Raw genomic sequence first — 18,878 nt, 5'->3', positions numbered from 1 at the left:
TGGGCGTGCGCCTGCTGCAGCGCTCCACGCGCCGTTTCGCGGTCACCGACGTCGGCACCAGCGTGCACCGCCACGCGCAGACGATGCTGGCCGAGGCGCAGGCCGCCCGCGAAGTGGTCGACCGCCTCAGTGCGGAACCGCGCGGCGTGGTGCGCGCCAGCGTGCCGGTGTCGCTGGCGCAGATGCAGCTGCCCAAGCTGCTGCCCAAGTTCCTTGAGCAGTACCCGAAGGTGCGCCTGCAGCTGAACATCAGCAACCGCCGCGTGGACATCATCAACGAAGGCTATGACGTGGCCCTGCGCGTGCGTTCGCGCCTGGACGACGACGGCAGCCTGGTGATGCGCAGCTTCGGACAGGTGCAGGAACTCCTGGTGGCCAGCCCGAAGTACCTGGACCGCGCTGGCCGCCCGAAGGACCCGGAAGAGCTGACCCAGCACGTCACCCTCAGCATCAGCGAAGACGAAGCGCGCCAGCGCTGGGAACTGCATGGGCCGGAAGGCGAAGTGCGCCGGGTCGACCTGCAGCCACGCGTGGCCGGCTTCGATTTCCCGCTGCTGCAGAGCATGGTGAAGGACGGCTTCGGCATCACCATGCTGCCGGAGACTGTGTGCGCCGATGCGGTGCGTAACGGCGAGCTGGAAGTGGTGCTGCCGGACTGGTCGCTGCCGCAGGGCGTGTGCCATGCCGTGTTCGCCTCGCGTCGCGGCCTGCTGCCGGCAGTGCGCGTGTTCATCGACTTCCTGGCCGAGCACCTGCCGCCGCAGCTGGAGGCCTCGCGCCTGGATTGCGGTGGCGCCTGTGAAAAGGCCAAGGAGCGGATCAAGGCCAGTGCGCTGGGCGCGTTGGCAGTGGATGCGGGCTGAGGCACCTGCCCACAACTGCACCGCCAATCTGTGAAACGGTAGCGCCGGGCCATGCCCGGCGTTGCTGCTTTCCGGCCCCGGTCACTTCCGCCCGAACAACCGGTCCCAGAAGCTGCGCTGGGGCGGTGCGGCCGGTGTGGGCTCGGCCATGACCGGTGCTTCCAGCACCGCCATCAGCTCCGCGCTGCGTGGCTTCTTCAGGAAGCGCGCATAGTCCAGGTAGCTGGTCACCTTGCTCATGTGCAGCCGCTCGGGCATTGCCGGCAACGCGCCGCCCTGCAGGAGTACCCGCAATGCCTCTGGACGGTCCAGACGGATCGCCTCGAACACGGCGGTGCCGCCGCAACCAGGCTCGATCTGGTTGGCGCGCTGTGGCGCATCCTTCAGCAGGTCGCGCAGTGCGTTCGCATCATCGCGTCCCACCGCCGCTACAAGCCGTGCCAGCGCTTCAGCCTCTTCGGGTGGAAGGCTGTCGCGATAGGCCTGGTCGGCGATCTCGCGCTCGTCGCGCCCGTCTCCGCCCTGGATGCACAGGAAATCGGTGACCAGAGCGACCGGAATGCCGGACGTATCCAGCGCCCAGTAACTGGGGTAAACGCCGTCGCCCCAGCCGCTGGTGAATACGACCAGGCCATGCGGTGAGTCCTCGCCCCAGGGGCGGTATTCGGTGCCTTCGTCCAGGCCATCATGGTCGATCAGCGCATCCGACCACTCGCCGCCTTCGTCGCCATCGGCCCGTTCGATCAGGGCCAGCAGTGCCTGCTGGGTGTCGGTGTCCATGAAGCAGCCGATGCCGGCGTCGACCGGGTAGCCGATGAAGCTGTCCTCATCCAGTCCGGTCAGGTCCTGCGTGGTCCAGCGCGCCATCTGCCAGTGCAGGGCAGACGCAGTGAGGGCTTCGCGGGGCTTGAACCAGACCACGGCCAGCGCCGGGCGGCCGCTGTGCACGATGATCTCGACCGGATGCCGACCCACCGGAGCGGTGTAGTCGGCCAATGCCGGTGCTTCGGCTTGGACCAACGGATCGCAGACCACAAGATGCCCGCTGCTGACCGGCAGGTGCCCGGCGAACGTGCGGTGCAGGGCCACTGCGGCCAGCTGGGTGTCGTCCAGCAGGGTGGTGCGCAGGTTGGCCAGGTCGAGATGGGCCATGGGGGCTCCGATTGCAGTGAAGGCCCCACCGTGCCGGATGCGAAGGTCGGGAGCAAGGGTGGTCTTGGGCAAATGCCCTTCACGTGCGAGAATACGCCGCTGCCCGGGCAACCGGGACCCGATTGGAGAGATGGCCGAGCGGTTTAAGGCACCGGTCTTGAAAACCGGCGAAGGGTCAAACCTTCCGTGGGTTCGAATCCCACTCTCTCCGCCAGTTGTTTCAAAGAGCCCCTGGAAACAGGGGCTTTTTTGTTTTCTCGCCTTGCTGCTCGTCAGTTCATCAATCCAGCTATTGGGTTCCAGGGGCAGAGGGGCTGCAGTCGCGCAGAGCACGCATGCTGCCAAGCGTTCTGGCTGACAGGCGACAGAGAGAGTGTGCAGGACGTGAGATCAGGGGCCAAGATCCCGCGTGGGTTCCAGCGAGCGCATCTCGGGCTACCGGCTCCGTGACAACACACTGACGGTTGAAAATGGAACACTCTACTCAATAGCAATCGTAACCACGTCGTACACTAATACTCGGCCCGCAACAGGCTGCGCAGGATTCCCACGGCATTCATTGGAGGAGGCTAAGTGAAAGCAGGCGCTATTTACATGAGTGTGCTCGGACTGCTCTTCGGGAGTGTTGTGTCCACCACTGCACTTGCTCAGAAGAATGTTTCCGAGAGTGAGAAATTGGAGGAGCTGGATGAGGAGACTGCGGTTGCGGTCAGCTCCCTCCTTTCCAGAGTCAAGTCTCTATCGGTTGATGAAGCAATCAGACGGATTCAGCTGGAGGCGGCAGTGGCACCCAGCATCCAGGACATTCGTCGAGAGTATGCCGGGCGCTTGACGGAAATCAGCATCGAGCAGTCGCCTGACTTTCACGTTTCGGTGAAGCTCAAGGGAGATGGTGCTGTAGCAGGGCGGCAATGGACGACGGCGGCTGGTAAAGCACGTGTCGAGTTCTCCTCTGGGCACCTTTTCACGGAGGAGGAGTTCACCAAGCAACTGAAGGAAATTCGGCTGGCAGTACAGTCAGCTATCCCTGGTTTCGTTGGATTGACCGGATATGCCGGAGATAACGAGGCTGAGGTCAGAATACGTGGGGATGAACAGGACGCCAAGAAGTACATGGGAATCCTGTCCAAGCTCGAACGTGCCTATCGCGTAAAGCTCCGTTTCAAGACGTCGGACGTTCCTGAAAGCAATTCCATATATGCAATCGGCGGAGCCGTGCTGCAGTCAAACAATTCATACTGCACCACCGGATTTACGGTGAAGCACGTGGCTACAGGTCTAAAGGGAATCATAACGGCAGCGCATTGCCCCGACGATGTCATCTATGGCAACTATGGGAGTAGCCAGAACGGGACCTTGGTTACGTTCCCCTTGATATTCCAGGATCAAAGGAACGATGCGCAAACCGATGTACAGTGGCATCGAATTCCATCTCCGCACATTCCTTTGCTGGAGGCGTACGCCTCGTCAACGGTGTCAACGCGATTTATTGCGAACGTTTACAATGTGCCAGCGAAAGACGGTACCATCTGCTTCCGTGGTTCGCGTAGCGGATATAGCTGTGGAATAGTCACGTCGGTTAAGCATAGTCCTGGAAACATTTGTGGGCCCACCGAGTCTATGCAATGCGATGAGGTCTGGTTCAAGGTAGAGGGAAGCTCGCTCGCGTGCGGTGGTGGCGACAGCGGTGCTGCAATGTTCTTCCAGGATACCGGTTATGGCATTGTCAAGTCTGCGCGCTCGGACACGCCGCTGCCGGGCGAGTGCAAGTCGCTCACCGGAATGCCGTTCAGTCGCGTCAGGGCTTGGGGGTTCCAGCCCAACTAGAGACTGCCTCAATAAGCTTCTCTGACTGGTTGAGCCGTGTATTGAGCTCCGTACGGTCTGTGCAGCTGGCGACGCTGCTGGTACCAGCGACGTCGCCTACATGGCCGTCGTTCTCTCCGCCAGAATCATGAAATGGCCCCTGGGAACAGGGGCTTTTTTCTGCCTCCGCAGCTGCTGTCCGGCCATCGAACCATCAGGCCAGCTTGCACGGGTTGGCGTGGGTGCATATGGGTTTGGCTGAACGCGCTTACCCGCGTCGCCCACCCCTCGGCTTGTTGTGGCACAACGGGTAGCTGGAGCACGACCGGAACGCCCCATGCGGCCCATTGCGGTCCACGAACACGCCGACCTTGCACACTGGGCAGCGTTCTTCGTGGATGGCCGCGCCTGAAATCGCGGTCACTTCCACCGCCCCATCCTTCACCAGCTCATCCAGGAACGGCGAACGTTTCCCCTGCAGAGTGAACATGGCAACCGACCGTCGCGCACGCGTCAGCGCCACATAGAACAAACGCCGTTCTTCGCTCAGTGGATAGGTGTCGCCATCCGGCATCGCCAAGGAAAGCACAGGATCCTCCGCACGCAGGCTCGGGAAGCCTCGATGGACCATTCCCGGCAGGATCACATAATCCGCCTCGCGCCCCTTCGAGCGATGAGCGGTCAGGAACTCGACGTCCATCGTGCTGCCAAAGGCTGTCTTCCAATCCGAAGGCATCGCGCTGCGATCGGCGCGGTAGCGCCCCAGGATGAACACCGTCACGCGTCCATCGCGCCCTTGTGGCACCGCCCCGGACAACAATTGCTGATGCAGCTTGGTGAGGTACTGGCGAACGCCATCCTGCACCTCCTCACGCCGATTCATCTGGAACGCCTGCAGCACCGGGCCCATTGCCGGTGCAGCGGAGCGAACCTGCTTGACGATCTGCGCGGGGTTGCGGCTGATGAAGCGGCTGGAAACATCACACAGCACCTGAGGGCAGCGGAACGTCTGCTCCAGTTTCAGCACCCGGCCATGGCCCATCCACTCGCGGAATCCGGTCATCACTGAAACGTCGGCGCCGGCGAAGCGATTGATCGACTGCCAGTCATCGCCCACCGCAAACAGAGAGCGGCCGGGGCGGCTGACCAAGGCACGGCAGAGGCGTGCGCGGGCGCGCGAAGCGTCCTGGAACTCATCGGCCATCACCAGCTCGTAGGGCGATTCGTAGCTACCCTGTTCCAGCAGCCCGGCCGCCATGTTGAGCATGTCTTCGAAATCGATGCCGTGCTCGTCAGCTAGTGCGTTGTCCCAGGCCTGGAAAACAGGGCTGGCGATTTCCAGGAAGCGTCGATGCCGTTCCTTGAACTGATCTTCGGGCATCTGCTGCAGGCGCGCGGCCATATCGTCCAGCGTCAGACAGTTGCTCTTGGCGTGGGCAATGAAGGTGCGCATCAAGCCGATCAGGTCTGCATCCGGCATCGGCTTGGCGCCCTGATCGGGCAACTCGCGGTCAGGGTTCGGGTCGAGTTCGACATCAGACGCGCCAAGTCGCTCCGCAAGATCCTGCAGGGCATGTCCACTGCGCAGGCCGAACGACGTCGTCTCGACCAGCGCGGTGCCGCGCGCTGCATGCTGCTGGCGCTTCCAGTGCATACCTTCAGCGTAGTGGGCGAAGTGCGCCGGCGGCTGGCCATTGGCATCCAGCGCAAAGTGCTCGTGATACAGCCCGGCGTCCGGGTAATAGAAGTCCGGACGATACTGGCGATGGGTGTCGGTCGCCGTATCGAATTCGTAGCGCCGCTCGTAGTCGTACGTCACGCCGTTGTAGAAGAGCCAGTCGGCGATCACGCACTCTTCCAGGCTCTTCACCCGCTCACCCTGCAGGGTGCGGATGTAGGGCATGCCATCGCGGTCGTAGCCGTCGGCCTCCATTTCCGCGCCGAATGGTGGCAGGTCGCGCCCGAACACCAGGCGGAACATGTCCCATTGGGTGCGGAAGTGGGTCGAGCGATCCTTCAGGTCGTCCACCAGTTCGGCCAGCTTGTTGAAGCCCAGCGTGGCGTCAATGGCCCATTCCGGGATATCGGGCTTGCGCCCCGTGGCTTTGGCGATGATGGCCAGGCCGAGTGCATGGAAGGTCCGTACCTCAATCGTGATGTCGCCCATGCCTAATCGGTTGAAGGAACGCTGTGCGCGCTCTTCAAGCTCTCTGGTGGCATCCTTGTTGAAGGCGAGCATCACGATGCGTTCGGGTTCGACAAAGCCGCGGTCAATGGCATACGCGGCCTTGGCGACCATCGTGGAGGTCTTGCCTGAGCCGGCCGCGGCCACGACCTGGACCCGGTTGTCGAAGCAGATGACGGCGCGGGCCTGTTCCTCGGTCAGCGGCTTGCTCTCGACCCGGTCCAGGAAGTCCTTGGCCAGCACCAGCTCCCGCGTCGCCATGGTCGCATTGGCGTCCCCCCATACGGCGGGCCAATCCAGCTGCCAGTCGTGCAGGGCATCCAATGCGGCACGATGGCTATGGGAGTGCAGGTCGTCGTGCACATCCTCATCGAGGAACAGCCGTTCCAGCTCGGCCGGCGACAAGGGCAGGGTGGGGCGCTCGGCCAGCAGGATATGCTGCTGTTCGTGGGTGATCCAGCGGCGGCCGGCGGTGCCCCGGTCAGTGAGGGCGTCGGCCTCGGCCAGCCACGATTGGATCTGCTCCAGGATGTCCTCGAAGAGCGCCTTGCGCCCGCGTGTGGTGCGCGCGAAGAGCACCTGCTGGACAGCACCCGCGAGGTGGGAAGCCTGGCCGTTGGGCAGGCCGTCCACGGACAGCGTTTCGCCGTCCTCGCTCTGCAGCGCAACCCTGGCCCAGAACAGGCCCGGAAGAACCCGCACACGCTGGTCATCATCGACGTGTTGGCGGTACTGCCGGCCTTCAATCAGAAGCTCGACATGCTCGCCATCCAGCCGCAGCCGCCAGTCCGGCGAGCGGGTCACACGCTGGCCCCAGCCCGAGGGGCGCCATTCCATAGACATCAAGATACTGCCTTGCGTACGTCACTGGGCGTAAAGCGCCCTTACAGCCCCATGATAAGGGGGCTTGATCAGGCGCGTGACTGTTGCCGTGCGGTCGGAGTGGGTTAGGCATGTCGCCATGCCGTAGCGGATGGCTGCGACCACTGCGTGGATGGCGCCCCGGGAAGGAATCCAATGCCTGCAGGAATGTTCTCTACATCTGGCCGCAACTGCCTTCTGGCTGTTGTACTGTCTTTGGCAGCACTGCCTGCGGCGGCGCAATCGCCCACCCCATCACTGTTCTGTGGCTTCTGGACTGAAGAGGCGGATGGAACATGGAGTGTGTCCCGAGAGGTGGACGCAGCAACGGGTGCCACGGCATCGCGCGACACCTACGAATGGACGTCAAACAGCACGCCATTCGGCACTGGCATGGCCAGCAGCTGGACCCTGAATTACTACTGGCCACAAGACGCGACGCGCCAGAAGGTTGTTCCAGAGGCCGAGGTTGTAGTGGTCATGGATTTCCGTTTTGACGCCAAGGAAATCGGCCAGGAGCCGAAGGATCCCGGCCACACCTGGATACACCTGTATCGGTCGGAAGATCCGAACAAGCAGTTTTCGGTCTACTCCACCAGCCTGACGGGCAGTATGGACTGGAATCGCCTCCGAAACGGAAACCTCGGCGGAAGGGCTTTTCTGTCTTTGGATACGCTGCTGGCTTACGGTACGGGCCTGGAAAAACTGGTGTGGCACATCCGCGGTGCGCCTAACGCTCTGGGTGTGACGGAAAGTTACGCCAAGGGCGTGCTGCCCATCGCGACGATGCGCGGCAAGCTGGCGAAGATTCCGAAGCTACGTGCTGAACTGGACCGGAAAGCGGGGAAATTCCGCAGCGAATGCAAGCTGCCGATTGAAGTTTCAGAATAGCGCTGCATAGACGCAGAGCACGGCATCGGCCCCGCGGCGGCAGCGTGCCACCGCGGGACTGCCTGCCGTCAGGCATTCACATCCACCACAATCCGCCCACGCACCTTGCCTGGGATGATCTGGTCGTAGACGTCCAGCACCTCGGCAAGCCCAATCAGCTGCACGGTGCTTTCGAGCTTCTGCGGGTCCAGGTCGGTGGCAAGCCGGTCCCACGCACGCTGGCGAACGGCCTGCGGCGCATTCACCGAATCCACGCCGGCAAGCGTCACGTTGCGGAGAATGAAGGGCAGCACCGAGCCATGCAGCTCATCACTCTGCGCCAGCCCGCACGCGGCCACTGCGCCGCGGTACTTCGTCTCGGCAAGGGCGTTGACGAGGGTAGGGCCGCCTGCCACATCGACCACGCCGGCCCAGCGCTCGGCACTCACCGGCCGCTCGCGCGGTTCTGAAAGCTGCGCGCGGTCGATGATCTCGGCGGCGCCCAGGCTGTGCAGATACTCGGCGTGTTCCGGGCGCCCGGTGGCGGCCACCACGCGATAGCCCAGCTTTGAAAGGATCGCCACCGCGATCGAGCCGACGCCACCGTTGGCCCCCGTTACCAGCACGTCGCCCCTATCGGGCGTCACGCCGGCATCTTCCAGTGCCAGCACGCACAGCATCGCGGTGTAGCCGGCGGTGCCGATGGCCATGGCGTCGCGGGTGCTCAGGTTGCCGGGAATCCTGTTGAGCCATGCGCCGCGAACACGGGCGCGCTGGGCGAGGCCGCCGTGGTGGCCCATGCTGAGATCCCAGCCATTGAGCACAACGCGGTCGCCGGGTTTGAAGTCGACGCTGCTGGAGTCCAGCACCACGCCAGCCAGGTCGATGCCAGGGATCAACGGGAACGTCCGGATCACCGGGCGCGCGCCGGTGAGGGCCAGCGCGTCCTTGTAGTTCAGCGTGGAGTACTCGACCTGCACCAGCACGTCGCCATCCATCAGGTTGGCTTCATCGAAATCGACCAGCTCCGTGGAAACGCCGTCGTTGGTCTTGCGGGTCAGCAGTGCCTTGAAACTCATGGTGCGGTCTCACGTTCAATGGATGAACCCATGCTAGGCTCGCACCACTATCGCAACAAGAACGATGATTTTCCGTAGGTACTATGGTTTTCCGGAGTATGCATGCGTAGCAAGCGTTGGGACGGCAAGAGCGGTTGCGCGGTGGAAGTCACGCTGTCGGTCATGGGCGGCGTGTGGAAGCCGATCATTCTGTTCCACCTGATGACAGGCAAGCGGCGTTTCATGGAGCTCACGCGGCGTGTGCCCAACGCTACCCAGTCCATGCTGACCAGCCAGCTGCGGGAACTGGAAGCCGACGGGGTGGTGATCCGCCACGTGTACCCGGAAGTGCCGCCGAAGGTGGAATACGAGCTTTCCGAGTTCGGGCGCACGCTGGTTCCCGTGCTGCTGGCCATGCGCGAGTGGGGTGAAACCTATCGTGGTTTCAAGCGTTCGCCCTGAGCTGATTGTCAGCCGCGCATGGAATGTGGCGCGCACCAGTGCCAGCCCCCAAAATGGGGGCCGGCACACATCACGGCAATGCGTGACTTACGGGATGGTGCAGCCGCTGTTCCGCAGGCAACGGGCAAACGCCGGGTAGCAGACGTTCTCGCCATTGCCCGCCGCCAGACAAGCCTCGTAGGCGGTGTAGCACGGGGTACAGCGGGACTGCGCGGAGGCACTGCCGATTCCCAGGGTCAGTGCAGCAGCCGCAATAGCAACAGGCAGCTTGAATCCAATCTTCATGCTTCACTCCGTTGATAGCCCTCCATGGGCACCTCGGAGGCTAACGTGGGAAGAGGGTGTGTTCAACCCGCACCGCGTCCGGATGTGCATCCATCTTCAGCGCCCCGCCCTGGATTTACTTTGTTGGCGCGTCTGCAGTCTGAGCGGCCACCATGGCTTGTTGCATTTCCTTCAGTGACAGATAGCCATCACCATCGGTGTCCAGGCCCGTAAAGTACTTCGCGATCTCCGGCACCACGATGGCTTCCTCCTTGCTGATCCTTCCATCTTTGTTCTTGTCCATCGCGGTAAATGCGGCGTTGATTGAATCGGCCTGCTTGTCGAAACGGCCCTGCTGAAATTCTGCGTACTCGGACTTGTCGACGCGTCCATCCTTGTTGGTATCCATCGCGGTGAACGTGGAATCGATGTAGGCCTGTTTCGGATCGGCCGGTGCGGCCTCGGCCAGTAATGGGGCAGCGCCCAGGGCAATCAACAGAGCAGTTCTGGTCATGGGGTGTTTGTCCTTGTTGAGGGTCAATCAGCGGCAGGGATAGGTGTAGCCGTCGGTGCCGCGATAGGTATCGTTGCGGCGGTCGTAGTTGCCGTAGCGGTTCATGCAGTAGTCGGCGCGCTCGCGGACTTCGCGTTCGCGCTTGGCAGCAGCGGCAATCACGCCGGCCACCACCGCTGCACCCACCACGCCCACTACCACGCCGGTGGCTTTGGCGTCGTGCCGGCGCTCGCGTTCCCGCTCACGTTCGCGCCGCTCCCATGCATCGCGCTCCCGATCACGGTAGTCCTGGCTCCAGTGTGGGCTGTAGCGATCGCCACGCTGTGCGTGGGCGTCGCTGGAGTAGGGCATCAACACCAGTAGCTGCGCGGCAGCTACCAGCAGCAGTGCGGGCTTTCCTGTTCTAAGAAACATCGTCCAGCTCCTGTGCAGACATTCTCGGTAGCCGTAGTACACACTGCGGACATTGCGCGAACCTGCTGTCAATACAGGTAGATGCATTGGCTATTGGACCAGTGCCTCCACCGGATCGAGCCGTGCGGCACGTCGTGCCGGCAGAAATCCGAAGCCAACGCCGATCAGGCTGGAACAGGCGAAGGCGGCCAGAATCGAGTTGACGGAGAACACCAGGCTGAAGCCCGCATCGGCCAGCTCCAGAGCCGCGCCCAACGCAAGGGCCACGCCGATGCCGAGTACACCACCGAGCAGGCAGACCAGCACCGATTCGATCAGGAACTGCTGCAGGATGTCGCTGCGGCGCGCGCCCACCGCCATGCGCACGCCGATCTCGCGGGTGCGCTCGGTCACCGACACCAGCATGATGTTCATTACGCCGATCCCGCCGACCACCAATGCGATGGCTGCGATGGAGCTGATCATCATGGTCAGGATGCTGGTGGTCTGTTCGATGGATTCACGGATCTGCGCGTTGTTGCTCATGTAGAAGTCGGTGCTGCCATGACGCCGCGTCAGCAATCGTCCGATGGCCTGCTCGGCCGCTTCCATGCTGATCGCATCGGAAACGCGTACGGTGATGCTGGACACGTGGCTCTGCCCCAGCATGCGTGCCATGGCGGTGGTGTAAGGCAGCCATACCCGCAGCAGTGACGCATCGCCGGCAGCACCGGCATCTTTCTTCACCACGGCCACAATACGCACAGGCACGTTGCCCAGCAGCAGGGTCTGGCCGATGGGATTGTCCGCGGCAGCGAAGAAGCGAGCGCGGGTATTGGCGTCGATCACCACGACCTGCTGGTAGCCGCTCACACCCGGTGGGCCGAAGAATGCGCCTTCGCCCAGCTTCAGGCCATGCACGCGGAAATACTGCTCGCTGACGCCCTGCACCTGCACGCTGGCCGAACGGTTGCCGCGCAGGGCGGTGCCGCTGGTGGCAACACCGGGGGTGGCGCTGTCCACGAATGGCTGCCGGGCAAGGGCCAAGCTGTCGCCGGGAGTGAGTGTTTCCACCCGCGCGGAATGCAGGTCGCCAAAACCCGATCCGGGATAGATTTCGATGGTATTGGTACCCAACGAGGAGATGTTGGACAGGATGGCCTGCCGTGCGCCGGTACCCAGTGCCACCACCGCTACGACCGATGCAATGCCGATGATGATCCCGAGCATGGTCAGGAAGGTGCGCATGCGGTGGGCGTTCATCGCGCGCAATGCCATGCGGAAGGCTTCAGCGAAACGGTCCCGCCAGACCCGCCAGCCGCTGTTGCCCACAGGCTGGGTCACGGCTGGCGTCGCCACGCCCGCTGACAGACCAGTACCGGCTGCACGATCATCCACAATCCGCCCATCGCGGATTTCGATGATGCGCTGCGCATGCTCGGCCACGGCCATGTCGTGCGTAACCAGCACCACGGTATGGCCCTCGGCGTGCAGCTCGCCGAGGATCTTCATCACTTCTTTGCCGGAATGCGTGTCCAACGCACCTGTAGGTTCGTCGGCGAAGATCACTGCGCCGCCATTCATCAGCGCACGTGCAATCGAAACGCGTTGCTGCTGGCCACCCGACAGCTCACCAGGAAGATGCTGCATGCGCTCGCCCAGGCCAAGCCGCGACAACAGCGTGGCCGCACGCGCATGGCGTGCCTCGGCAGGCATGCCGGCGTAGATCGCGGGCACTTCCACATTGCTCAGTGCAGTCAGATCGGTCAGCAGGTGGTAGCGCTGGAAGATGAAGCCGAAGTGTTCGCGGCGTAGTTCGGCCAGTTCATCCGGCGACATCTGCGCGGTCTCGCGCCCGCAGATCTGATAGACACCGGCGGAAGGGCGATCCAGGCAGCCCAGGATGTTCATCAGCGTGGACTTGCCCGAACCGGACTGGCCTACGATGGCCACCAGTTCACCTGCGTGGATATCCAGATCGATGCCGTCAAGTACCACCAATGTCTGCTCGCCTGCGGCAAACTCGCGGCGTACGCCGCGAACGCGCAGCAGCGGCTCGGTCGTGGTCGTGCTCATCTGGACTGCGTGGGTGCGCTGGTGGCTTCGGCGTCGGCCTGCGCCAGCACGACCTGTTCGCCTTCCTTCAGCCCGGTGCGTACTTCCACCTGGATCTGATCATCCAGCCCGGTAGTGACGCGCCGCGTGCTGGCGCTGCCGTCGGCACCACGTACCTGCACGCTGTAACTGCCATCGGCGGCGCGCGCACCCAATGCGGCCGAGGGAATGGTCAGTACGTTGTTGGCGCGGCCCAGCACGATGCGGACCTGCGCGGTCATGTAGCTGCGCAGGCGGCCATCGGCGTTATCCACGTCGAACTGGCCGTTGTAGTACATGGCCGTGCGGCTGCCACCCGACACTGCCGGTGCAGCAAGGCTGGAGCTGTCTTCGTTGGTGATGGATTCCGGCGCTGGCGCGATATCCCGCAACGTGCTGCTGTAGCGGCGGCCGGCATCACCAAGAATGGTGAAGAATGCTTCCTGGCCAACAGACGTGTGTACGACGTCGGCCTCGGAGATCTCGGCGTACACCGTCATCACGTCCTGGTTGCCCAGCATCACGATGGTGGGGGCGCTCTGCACCGCATTCACGGTCTGCCCCTGGCGCGCGACCACGACCAGTACGGTTCCGTCGGTGGGGGCGGTGATGCGGGTGTACTCCAGATTGGTCTGAGCAACATCGACGTCGGTCTGTCGGCGCGCCACTTCACCGTCCAGCGCAGCGACCTGTTCACGGGTGGCATCGACCTTGGCCTTGGCTGTATCGAAGTCGGCGCGGGCTACCAGTTGCGAGGCCACCAGTTGCTGCTGCCGATGCAGTGTCAGTTCGAACTGGCGCAGGTCGGTGGCCAGCGCATCGCGGTTGGCACGCGCGGTGCGTTGTGCGGCCTGCGCGCTGAGCAATGCATTGCGTTGAGTACGCGAGTCGATGTCGGCGATGGGATCGCCGGCTTTCACTTTGTCGCCCAGCTTTACATGCAGGGTATCGATGCGGCCGGAGACCTGTGCACCCACGCTTACCAGTTGCGAGGGCTTCAGCGTGCCAGTGGCCTCCACCACCTGTTCGATGCTGCCGCGAGCGACCGGTGCAACCTGCAGGTGCGGAGGTGGTGCGGGCCGCAACCACGCGAACAGAGTCAGCGCGCAGCACAGCAGGCCGGCAGCAACGATGAGCGCACGGCGGCGCTTGCGGGTTACGGTGCTCATCGGCTCAGCAACCAGAAGAGACAGGTCATCGGGGGTCCTTGCGACAGAAGAGACACACGTCTGTCGGGGCAGACGTGGTTGGCCGTCGAGTCTCGATGCGCTGGGTTGCGCGAACCTTGCGGGGCGATCGTTGTGTCAGCGCGCGGCATGAAGAGCGAGCAGTGCCACGGCGATGAACTGCAGGGCGCTACCGAGAACCAGCAGTGCATTTCGCAGCCGGTGACCTGCGATGCGCGCAGCGCAGAGTTGAATCGCCGCGCTGGCCAACAACCAGGGGAAGGTCGAAGCATGCAGCTTCGCCATTCCTGCACCGATGGCGATCAGCAGCGTACTGGCAATCATTATCCCAGCGGCATGGCCGTCCAGGGCCCGCAGCAGCGGTGGCGTTGGGTGCGGGGTTGCCGCCCGCCATGCCGCCAGCCCATGCAGCGCAGCATGCACGGCAACGAACAGGAGCACGGCCGTCGCCACCGCTGTGCTCGCATGCCGATACGCTGAAGCCACCAGCGCAATGCCGGGCAGCAGCAGAAACAACGCGCCGAACAGCCGCATCAACACGCCAGCGCGCTCGATATCGGGGACTGTCCGCAGCCAAAGCGGCCAATGTTGCAGGCCGGGCGCGCGGACATTATGTGGGCGGCGATTCCATGCGGCAGCCGTAAGTCCCGGCGAATTCCGCGGTGGCACAGTGCGTGCGGAAGGGGACGGTGGGGGAGCTCCCTGGGTCACATGCAGGCTTCCTGTCAGATAGGAACGCGGTGGCACGGCAGGTGCCACACCCCGATGCTGTCCAGCGAACATTGCCGCAACCTTGCCTGTCCTCGCTCCCGGCCACGTATGGACAGGCGCCGGTTACACAGGTGCATGCGATGTGTTCAGTGCTCCAGCGGTGGCGTGCTGGTCACGCCCGGATGCAATGGAAACTCGACACGGATCAATGCACCACCGCCTGGCGCATCCAGAATCGTGACGTGGCCGCCGTGGCGGTCGATTACCTGGCGCACCAGGTTCAGCCCCAGGCCCGCGCCTGTCTGCCGCGGCCGCAACCGCTGGAAGGGTTCGAAAACCCGTTCGCGCTGGTCGACCGGTATGCCGGGGCCGTCGTCCTCGACCTCCAGGCAGCTGCCTTGAACGCGCACGATGATCTGGCGTCCGCCATGTTCGGCAGCATTCAGTACCAGGTTGGAAATTACCCGCTCCACTGCGCCGGTCTCGCCGAGCACCGGGAAATGTGATTCCACCGCCACGGCTACGGTCTTGTCCGACTGGATCAGCAGCGGCGCCAGATCGGCGGCCACCCGTTTGGCCACCCGCGCCAGGTTGATTGTTTCCTTCGGCCCGTCTTCGTCCATGCGGTGCAGATCCAGCAGCTGCTCTGCCAGCGTCGCCAGCCGCGCCACTTCCACGGCCAGGCTGCACGAGGTGGCGTCGTCGGCCGCATCGACCTTTACCCTCAGAATCGCAATGGGTGTGCGCAGCTCATGCGCGGCGGCGGCGATGAAGCGGCGTTGCCGTTCGTGCCCTTCGTCCAGCCGCTCCAGTGCTTCATTCACCGCCGTCACCAACGGAGCGATCTCCACAGGCACAGCGGTTTCTGTCAGGCGGACACCGCGGCGGCTGGCGGAGATGTTGCGGGCTTCCTCGGCGATGCGCTCCACCCCGGCCAGGGCCCGTCTCACGATGATCGGTGTCAGGACGATGGTGGCCAGGCCCAGCAGCAGGAAGATCGGCAGGGTGATGATGTGTGCCGCCAGCGCCATCTGCCAGGTCAGCGTATCGGTTTCGCCATGGGCCATGATGGTCAGCTTGCCGGCCGGCCCGCTGTGCTGGCGGACCACGACGGCCAGGCCATCGCTGCGATCCCGCCCGCGCAGGTCGCCAAAGGGGATGCCATCCAGTGCGCCTACCAGCGAGGCATAGGCCGGCGGCACAGGTCCGAACGTAACGTAGTGGCCATGCTCATCCTCGGCGATGAACCATGCACCGGGAACGATCTTCAGCAGTTCGGCCAGTTCCGGTGTGTTCTGCACGTACAGTTCGCCATTGCGGTCGCGGTGCACCGCGTTGGCGGCCACCGGCGCAAAGGTCTGGATGGTGTAGTAGCCACCGCTGTCGGCACGTATCAGCACCATCAGCAGCGCGAAGAACGCCACCAGCAACGCCATTAGCTGATAGATCAGCGTTTTGACGATCAACGGACGCTTCAGCGATGGACGACGCGCCATTATTTGGCTTCCCGCATCAGATAGCCGACACCGCGGATGGCGTGTATCTCTACTCTTGCGTCGGCATCGGCCAGCTTGCGGCGAAGGCGCGATACGTGCGAATCGAGCGTGTTGGAATGGATGCCGTCATCGAATCCATACACCGCCATTTCAATCGACTCGCGCAGCACGGTGCGACCCAGACGCCGGGCCAACGCGGCCAGTACACGTATCTCACGGCGCGGCAGCTCCAGCCGCTGCCCGCCCACGCTCGCCTCGCCCGATGCCGGGTCGAACACCAACCGGCCGATGCTCACCAGTTCCACCTGCATGCCGCTCGGCCGACGCCCGGCAGCGCGGATGCGGGCGAACAGCTCCTCCAGTGCGAAGGGCTTGGCCAGATAGTCGTCCGCGCCCTCATCCAGGCCGGCGATGCGGTCCGGCAGCTGCCCCAGCGCGCTCAGCACGATGATCGGCACCCCGGGGTTGCGCTCACGCAATAGCGAAATCAATCCCAGTCCGTCGCCGTCGGGCAGGGTGCGGTCCAGCAATACCAGGTCGTGCGATCCGCACAGGGCCGCTTCGCGGGCCAGCGCCAGCGTGTTGGCTAGGTCCACCACGTAGCGCTCGCGCTGCAGGGCGGACTTCAGGGTAGCGGCCAGTTCGGCTTCGTCTTCGATCAGCAGGATGTGCATCGGCGGGGTTTGCGCAGGAAGGGGGCGTGGCGGGGCGGTTCGGCACGCGCCGGCACCGTATTACAGGAACATTGCGCGAACATGGCGTGCCTTCCCGATGTCCCGCAAGGCTGTCATGGACGCAGGAAAGCGGATGTCGGCGCAAGGTTCGCGCAATCCGGGCACTCCAGCCTTGGCGCCCTTTCGCTGATCCCACCCCCTGGAGTACCCATGAAGTTGTTCGTTCCGTTGTTGTTCGTGGCCGCGCTGAGTGGCTGCACCACCGCCAGGATGACCGTTACCCCCGATGGCCGACGCGGCGTCTCCATCGACTGCAGCGGCTCCAGCTCCTGGAGTGGCTGCTACGAAAAGGCCGGGCAGATGTGCCCAGGCGGCTATGTGGTCTTCAGCAAGGATGGCGACGACGGCAACGCCATCGCGGTGGGCAACAAGAACGGCTTCACCTCTACCCAGATGGCCACCCGCTCGATGCTGGTGGCCTGCTCGCACTGACACCGGGAGGGGAGGTGGGCAGCCACCTCCCCCTGTCATCATGGTTCGCAGCCCTGTGTCAGAAGCTGTAAGCCGCCTGCACATACACCCGCCGTGGCTCGCCGGGGAAATGCCCGTTGCGTTCAATGAAGCCACTGGCCGCGTACACCTTGTCGAACAGATTCTTGACGTTGGCCTGGAAGTGCCACTGTCTCCACGTGGTCTTCCAGCTCACGTCGAACACGGTGTAGGCCTTGACCGTCTGCCCATCCAGGCTGAGGCGTTCGCCGACGTGATCGGCGCCAAAGCCGATGGCGGAGTTGATCGCCGGCAGGTCGTAACGCGTCCACAATCCCAGCTTGTTGCGCGGCGCATTGGCGAATCGGTCGCCGGAGGCGTTGGTGATGCCATTCGGGCCGGCGTCCTTCACCCGCGCATCGTTGTAGGCGTAGGTCAGGTTCAGCACCCAGCGCTCGGTGAGGTCGGCCAGAAGGTCCAGCTCCATGCCGGTGCTACGTACCAGGCCCAGCGCGGCCAACTGGTTCACGCCACCGATCACCTCGCCGGTGGCCTGCACGATGTTGCTGCGGTCGATCCGGTAGGCCGCCATGTTCAAGGTCACACGGTCGGCCAGCAGCGACTTCATGCCCACTTCCCACTGCTTGCTGCGCTCGGCATCGAACGGTCCGCCAGCGGCCGGGTTCTGGTTGGCGGCACTCTGCGGCACGAAACCATTGGCGATGTTGGCGTAGACATTCAGGCCCTCGCGCACGGTGAACGTGCTACCCAGCCGCCAGCTGAGATCGTTGCCATCCACGCTGCTGCCACCCATGCGGTCCTCATCCTTGAAGCCATCCCAGCGCAGTCCGGCCAGCACATGCCAGCGTGTGCCCAGTGCCAGTTCGTCCTGCAGGTAGCCGCCATAGCGCTTGCTGCGGGTGGACGTGCTGCGCCAGGGCAGGGCCGCCAGGTTGTAGTCGTGCCAGGTACTGGCGCCGTACACGGGATTGAACAGGTCGATGCCGCGCACCGGCCCGGCGCCACGCGCAAGGTCAGCGCTGTTCGCGGTCTGTGCGGTGAAGTCCGCATCCAGCCGGTATACATCGGCGCCGAACAGCACCTTGTGCTCCACCGCGCCGGTGGTCGCCCGCCAGACTGCATTTCCGTTGGCAGTGAATGCGTCGTTGTCGCGGATCTGGTTGCGCAGCTGGCGGGTCATCCATTCGGCCACGCCATCGCGGTCACGATCGAGCAGGCCCATCGGCTCGTGGTACATCTGGTGCTCGTTGTTGCTGAACCAGCGGGCGGCGAAGTCCAGGTCCAGCGTGTCGAGCGGCGCGAAGCGGTACTGCGCCAGCGCCACCTTGGCGCGCATGTCGAGAAAGTCGCTGGCCTCGTTGTGGTTCCAGCGGCGGTCGGTCAGGAACGTGCCTGCATCGTTGACCGGCACGCCGCGCAGACGGTTGCCGCCAAGGTTCTGGGTGATGTCGGTGAACTGCAGCACCAGTTCGCCGGTCTGTCCGACGTCGAAGGCCAGCGAGGCATCGCCGATCACGCTCTCGCTGTCGGTGTTCCAGCGCACGCCCTTTTCATTGTCGGCATAGAGCCCGGCGCGATAGCGCACGCTGCCGGCGGCATTCAACGGCCCGGTACCCTCGATCGATCCGGCACGGAAGTCCTTGTCGCCCAGCTGGACCTCGATGCGGCGCTCGGCAGCGGCTTTGGGCTTGCGGGTCACGTAGTTGATGACACCGCCCGCATCACCCCCGCCATACAGCGCGCCTGCCGGTCCCTTCAGCACTTCCACGCGCTCGATG

Annotated in this window: 17 protein-coding genes and 1 tRNA gene; 6 read left to right on the top strand and 12 right to left on the bottom strand. The window is 63.8% G+C overall.

The window, feature by feature from the left end:
• On the top strand, positions 1-863 hold an 863-nt coding region (locus tag ARC63_RS09760; protein ID WP_057503132.1), incomplete at its 5' end, for a LysR substrate-binding domain-containing protein.
• Positions 864-944: 81 nt separating this feature from the next.
• Here the strand turns inward: ARC63_RS09760 and ARC63_RS09755 are convergent.
• Positions 945-2,015, bottom strand: a complete 1,071-nt coding sequence (locus tag ARC63_RS09755; protein WP_057503131.1) for a DUF4241 domain-containing protein — start codon at positions 2,013-2,015, stop codon at positions 945-947.
• A gap of 124 nt (positions 2,016-2,139) precedes the next feature.
• Here ARC63_RS09755 and ARC63_RS09750 point away from each other — a divergent pair.
• Both ARC63_RS09750 and ARC63_RS09745 read left to right on the top strand, forming a co-directional pair.
• A tRNA-Ser gene (locus tag ARC63_RS09750) sits at positions 2,140-2,229 on the top strand.
• A 359-nt stretch (positions 2,230-2,588) separates the two neighbouring features.
• Complete coding sequence (locus tag ARC63_RS09745; protein WP_228354637.1) at positions 2,589-3,842, top strand: chymotrypsin family serine protease; 1,254 nt, start codon at positions 2,589-2,591, stop codon at positions 3,840-3,842.
• Positions 3,843-4,089: 247 nt separating this feature from the next.
• Here ARC63_RS09745 and ARC63_RS09740 read toward each other — a convergent pair whose 3' ends face one another.
• Positions 4,090-6,843 carry a UvrD-helicase domain-containing protein gene (locus ARC63_RS09740; protein ID WP_057503129.1) on the bottom strand — a complete coding sequence of 918 codons (2,754 nt, stop codon included), beginning with the start codon at positions 6,841-6,843 and terminating at the stop codon, positions 4,090-4,092.
• A 180-nt stretch (positions 6,844-7,023) separates the two neighbouring features.
• Here ARC63_RS09740 and ARC63_RS09735 point away from each other — a divergent pair, with 180 nt between their 5' ends.
• Positions 7,024-7,758: a hypothetical protein gene (locus tag ARC63_RS09735; protein WP_228354636.1), complete on the top strand. Its 735-nt coding sequence runs from the start codon at positions 7,024-7,026 to the stop codon at positions 7,756-7,758.
• Between the two features lie 68 nt (positions 7,759-7,826).
• Here ARC63_RS09735 and acuI read toward each other — a convergent pair whose 3' ends face one another.
• On the bottom strand, positions 7,827-8,816 hold the full coding sequence (acuI, locus tag ARC63_RS09730; protein WP_057503127.1) for an acrylyl-CoA reductase (NADPH): 990 nt from the start codon (positions 8,814-8,816) through the stop codon (positions 7,827-7,829).
• Positions 8,817-8,918: 102 nt separating this feature from the next.
• Between acuI and ARC63_RS09725 the strand changes: the two genes are divergently transcribed.
• Positions 8,919-9,257, top strand: coding sequence for a winged helix-turn-helix transcriptional regulator (locus tag ARC63_RS09725; protein WP_049412996.1), 339 nt, complete (start codon positions 8,919-8,921; stop codon positions 9,255-9,257).
• An 87-nt stretch (positions 9,258-9,344) separates the two neighbouring features.
• Here ARC63_RS09725 and ARC63_RS09720 read toward each other — a convergent pair whose 3' ends face one another.
• From ARC63_RS09720 to ARC63_RS09685, 8 genes are all read right to left on the bottom strand, one after another.
• Positions 9,345-9,542, bottom strand: coding sequence for a hypothetical protein (locus ARC63_RS09720; protein ID WP_049455411.1), 198 nt, complete (start codon positions 9,540-9,542; stop codon positions 9,345-9,347).
• Between the two features lie 115 nt (positions 9,543-9,657).
• On the bottom strand, positions 9,658-10,035 hold the full coding sequence (locus tag ARC63_RS09715; protein WP_057503126.1) for an EF-hand domain-containing protein: 378 nt from the start codon (positions 10,033-10,035) through the stop codon (positions 9,658-9,660).
• Between the two features lie 27 nt (positions 10,036-10,062).
• Positions 10,063-10,449, bottom strand: a complete 387-nt coding sequence (locus tag ARC63_RS09710; protein WP_029550737.1) for a hypothetical protein — start codon at positions 10,447-10,449, stop codon at positions 10,063-10,065.
• Between the two features lie 90 nt (positions 10,450-10,539).
• The gene (locus tag ARC63_RS09705; protein ID WP_057503125.1) at positions 10,540-12,504 is read right to left on the bottom strand and encodes a MacB family efflux pump subunit; all 1,965 of its coding nucleotides are present in this window, start codon (positions 12,502-12,504) and stop codon (positions 10,540-10,542) included.
• Positions 12,501-13,691 (bottom strand): efflux RND transporter periplasmic adaptor subunit, encoded by a 1,191-nt coding sequence (locus ARC63_RS09700; protein ID WP_057503124.1) that lies wholly within the window; start codon positions 13,689-13,691, stop codon positions 12,501-12,503. The genes ARC63_RS09705 and ARC63_RS09700 overlap by 4 nt, the downstream gene beginning before the upstream one ends.
• Before the next feature lie 135 nt (positions 13,692-13,826).
• Complete coding sequence (locus tag ARC63_RS09695) at positions 13,827-14,243, bottom strand: hypothetical protein (RefSeq protein ID WP_019338181.1); 417 nt, start codon at positions 14,241-14,243, stop codon at positions 13,827-13,829.
• Between the two features lie 323 nt (positions 14,244-14,566).
• Positions 14,567-15,916 carry a sensor histidine kinase gene (locus ARC63_RS09690; RefSeq protein WP_057503123.1) on the bottom strand — a complete coding sequence of 450 codons (1,350 nt, stop codon included), beginning with the start codon at positions 15,914-15,916 and terminating at the stop codon, positions 14,567-14,569.
• Positions 15,916-16,590, bottom strand: coding sequence for a response regulator transcription factor (locus ARC63_RS09685; protein ID WP_057503122.1), 675 nt, complete (start codon positions 16,588-16,590; stop codon positions 15,916-15,918). Before ARC63_RS09685 ends, ARC63_RS09690 begins: the two co-directional genes overlap by 1 nt.
• A gap of 210 nt (positions 16,591-16,800) precedes the next feature.
• Between ARC63_RS09685 and ARC63_RS09680 the strand changes: the two genes are divergently transcribed.
• Positions 16,801-17,082, top strand: a complete 282-nt coding sequence (locus ARC63_RS09680; RefSeq protein ID WP_010484816.1) for a hypothetical protein — start codon at positions 16,801-16,803, stop codon at positions 17,080-17,082.
• A gap of 58 nt (positions 17,083-17,140) precedes the next feature.
• Here the strand turns inward: ARC63_RS09680 and ARC63_RS09675 are convergent.
• The coding region (locus ARC63_RS09675; protein ID WP_057503121.1) for a TonB-dependent siderophore receptor at positions 17,141-18,878 on the bottom strand (1,738 nt) is incomplete at its 5' end.

It is taken from the genome of Stenotrophomonas geniculata ATCC 19374 = JCM 13324 (assembly GCF_001431625.1).
Lineage (GTDB): Bacteria > Pseudomonadota > Gammaproteobacteria > Xanthomonadales > Xanthomonadaceae > Stenotrophomonas > Stenotrophomonas geniculata.
Note: the sequence above shows the minus strand (reverse complement) of the source record. Positions and strands in the feature narration are given on the sequence as shown.

What these genes read in the sequence shown, in the direction of transcription:
- ARC63_RS09690 (WP_057503123.1), bottom strand. Translation starts at nt 15,916, where the DNA reads ATGGCGCGTCGTCCATCGCTGAAGCGTCCGTTGATCGTCAAAACGCTG.
- acuI (WP_057503127.1), bottom strand. Translation starts at nt 8,816, where the DNA reads ATGAGTTTCAAGGCACTGCTGACCCGCAAGACCAACGACGGCGTTTCC.
- ARC63_RS09740 (WP_057503129.1), bottom strand. Translation starts at nt 6,843, where the DNA reads ATGGAATGGCGCCCCTCGGGCTGGGGCCAGCGTGTGACCCGCTCGCCG.
- ARC63_RS09680 (WP_010484816.1), top strand. Translation starts at nt 16,801, where the DNA reads ATGAAGTTGTTCGTTCCGTTGTTGTTCGTGGCCGCGCTGAGTGGCTGC.
- ARC63_RS09695 (WP_019338181.1), bottom strand. Translation starts at nt 14,243, where the DNA reads ATGCGGCTGTTCGGCGCGTTGTTTCTGCTGCTGCCCGGCATTGCGCTG.
- ARC63_RS09705 (WP_057503125.1), bottom strand. Translation starts at nt 12,504, where the DNA reads ATGAGCACGACCACGACCGAGCCGCTGCTGCGCGTTCGCGGCGTACGC.
- ARC63_RS09720 (WP_049455411.1), bottom strand. Translation starts at nt 9,542, where the DNA reads ATGAAGATTGGATTCAAGCTGCCTGTTGCTATTGCGGCTGCTGCACTG.
- ARC63_RS09755 (WP_057503131.1), bottom strand. Translation starts at nt 2,015, where the DNA reads ATGGCCCATCTCGACCTGGCCAACCTGCGCACCACCCTGCTGGACGAC.
- ARC63_RS09710 (WP_029550737.1), bottom strand. Translation starts at nt 10,449, where the DNA reads ATGTTTCTTAGAACAGGAAAGCCCGCACTGCTGCTGGTAGCTGCCGCG.
- ARC63_RS09735 (WP_228354636.1), top strand. Translation starts at nt 7,024, where the DNA reads ATGCCTGCAGGAATGTTCTCTACATCTGGCCGCAACTGCCTTCTGGCT.
- ARC63_RS09685 (WP_057503122.1), bottom strand. Translation starts at nt 16,590, where the DNA reads ATGCACATCCTGCTGATCGAAGACGAAGCCGAACTGGCCGCTACCCTG.
- ARC63_RS09725 (WP_049412996.1), top strand. Translation starts at nt 8,919, where the DNA reads ATGCGTAGCAAGCGTTGGGACGGCAAGAGCGGTTGCGCGGTGGAAGTC.
- ARC63_RS09715 (WP_057503126.1), bottom strand. Translation starts at nt 10,035, where the DNA reads ATGACCAGAACTGCTCTGTTGATTGCCCTGGGCGCTGCCCCATTACTG.
- ARC63_RS09700 (WP_057503124.1), bottom strand. Translation starts at nt 13,691, where the DNA reads ATGAGCACCGTAACCCGCAAGCGCCGCCGTGCGCTCATCGTTGCTGCC.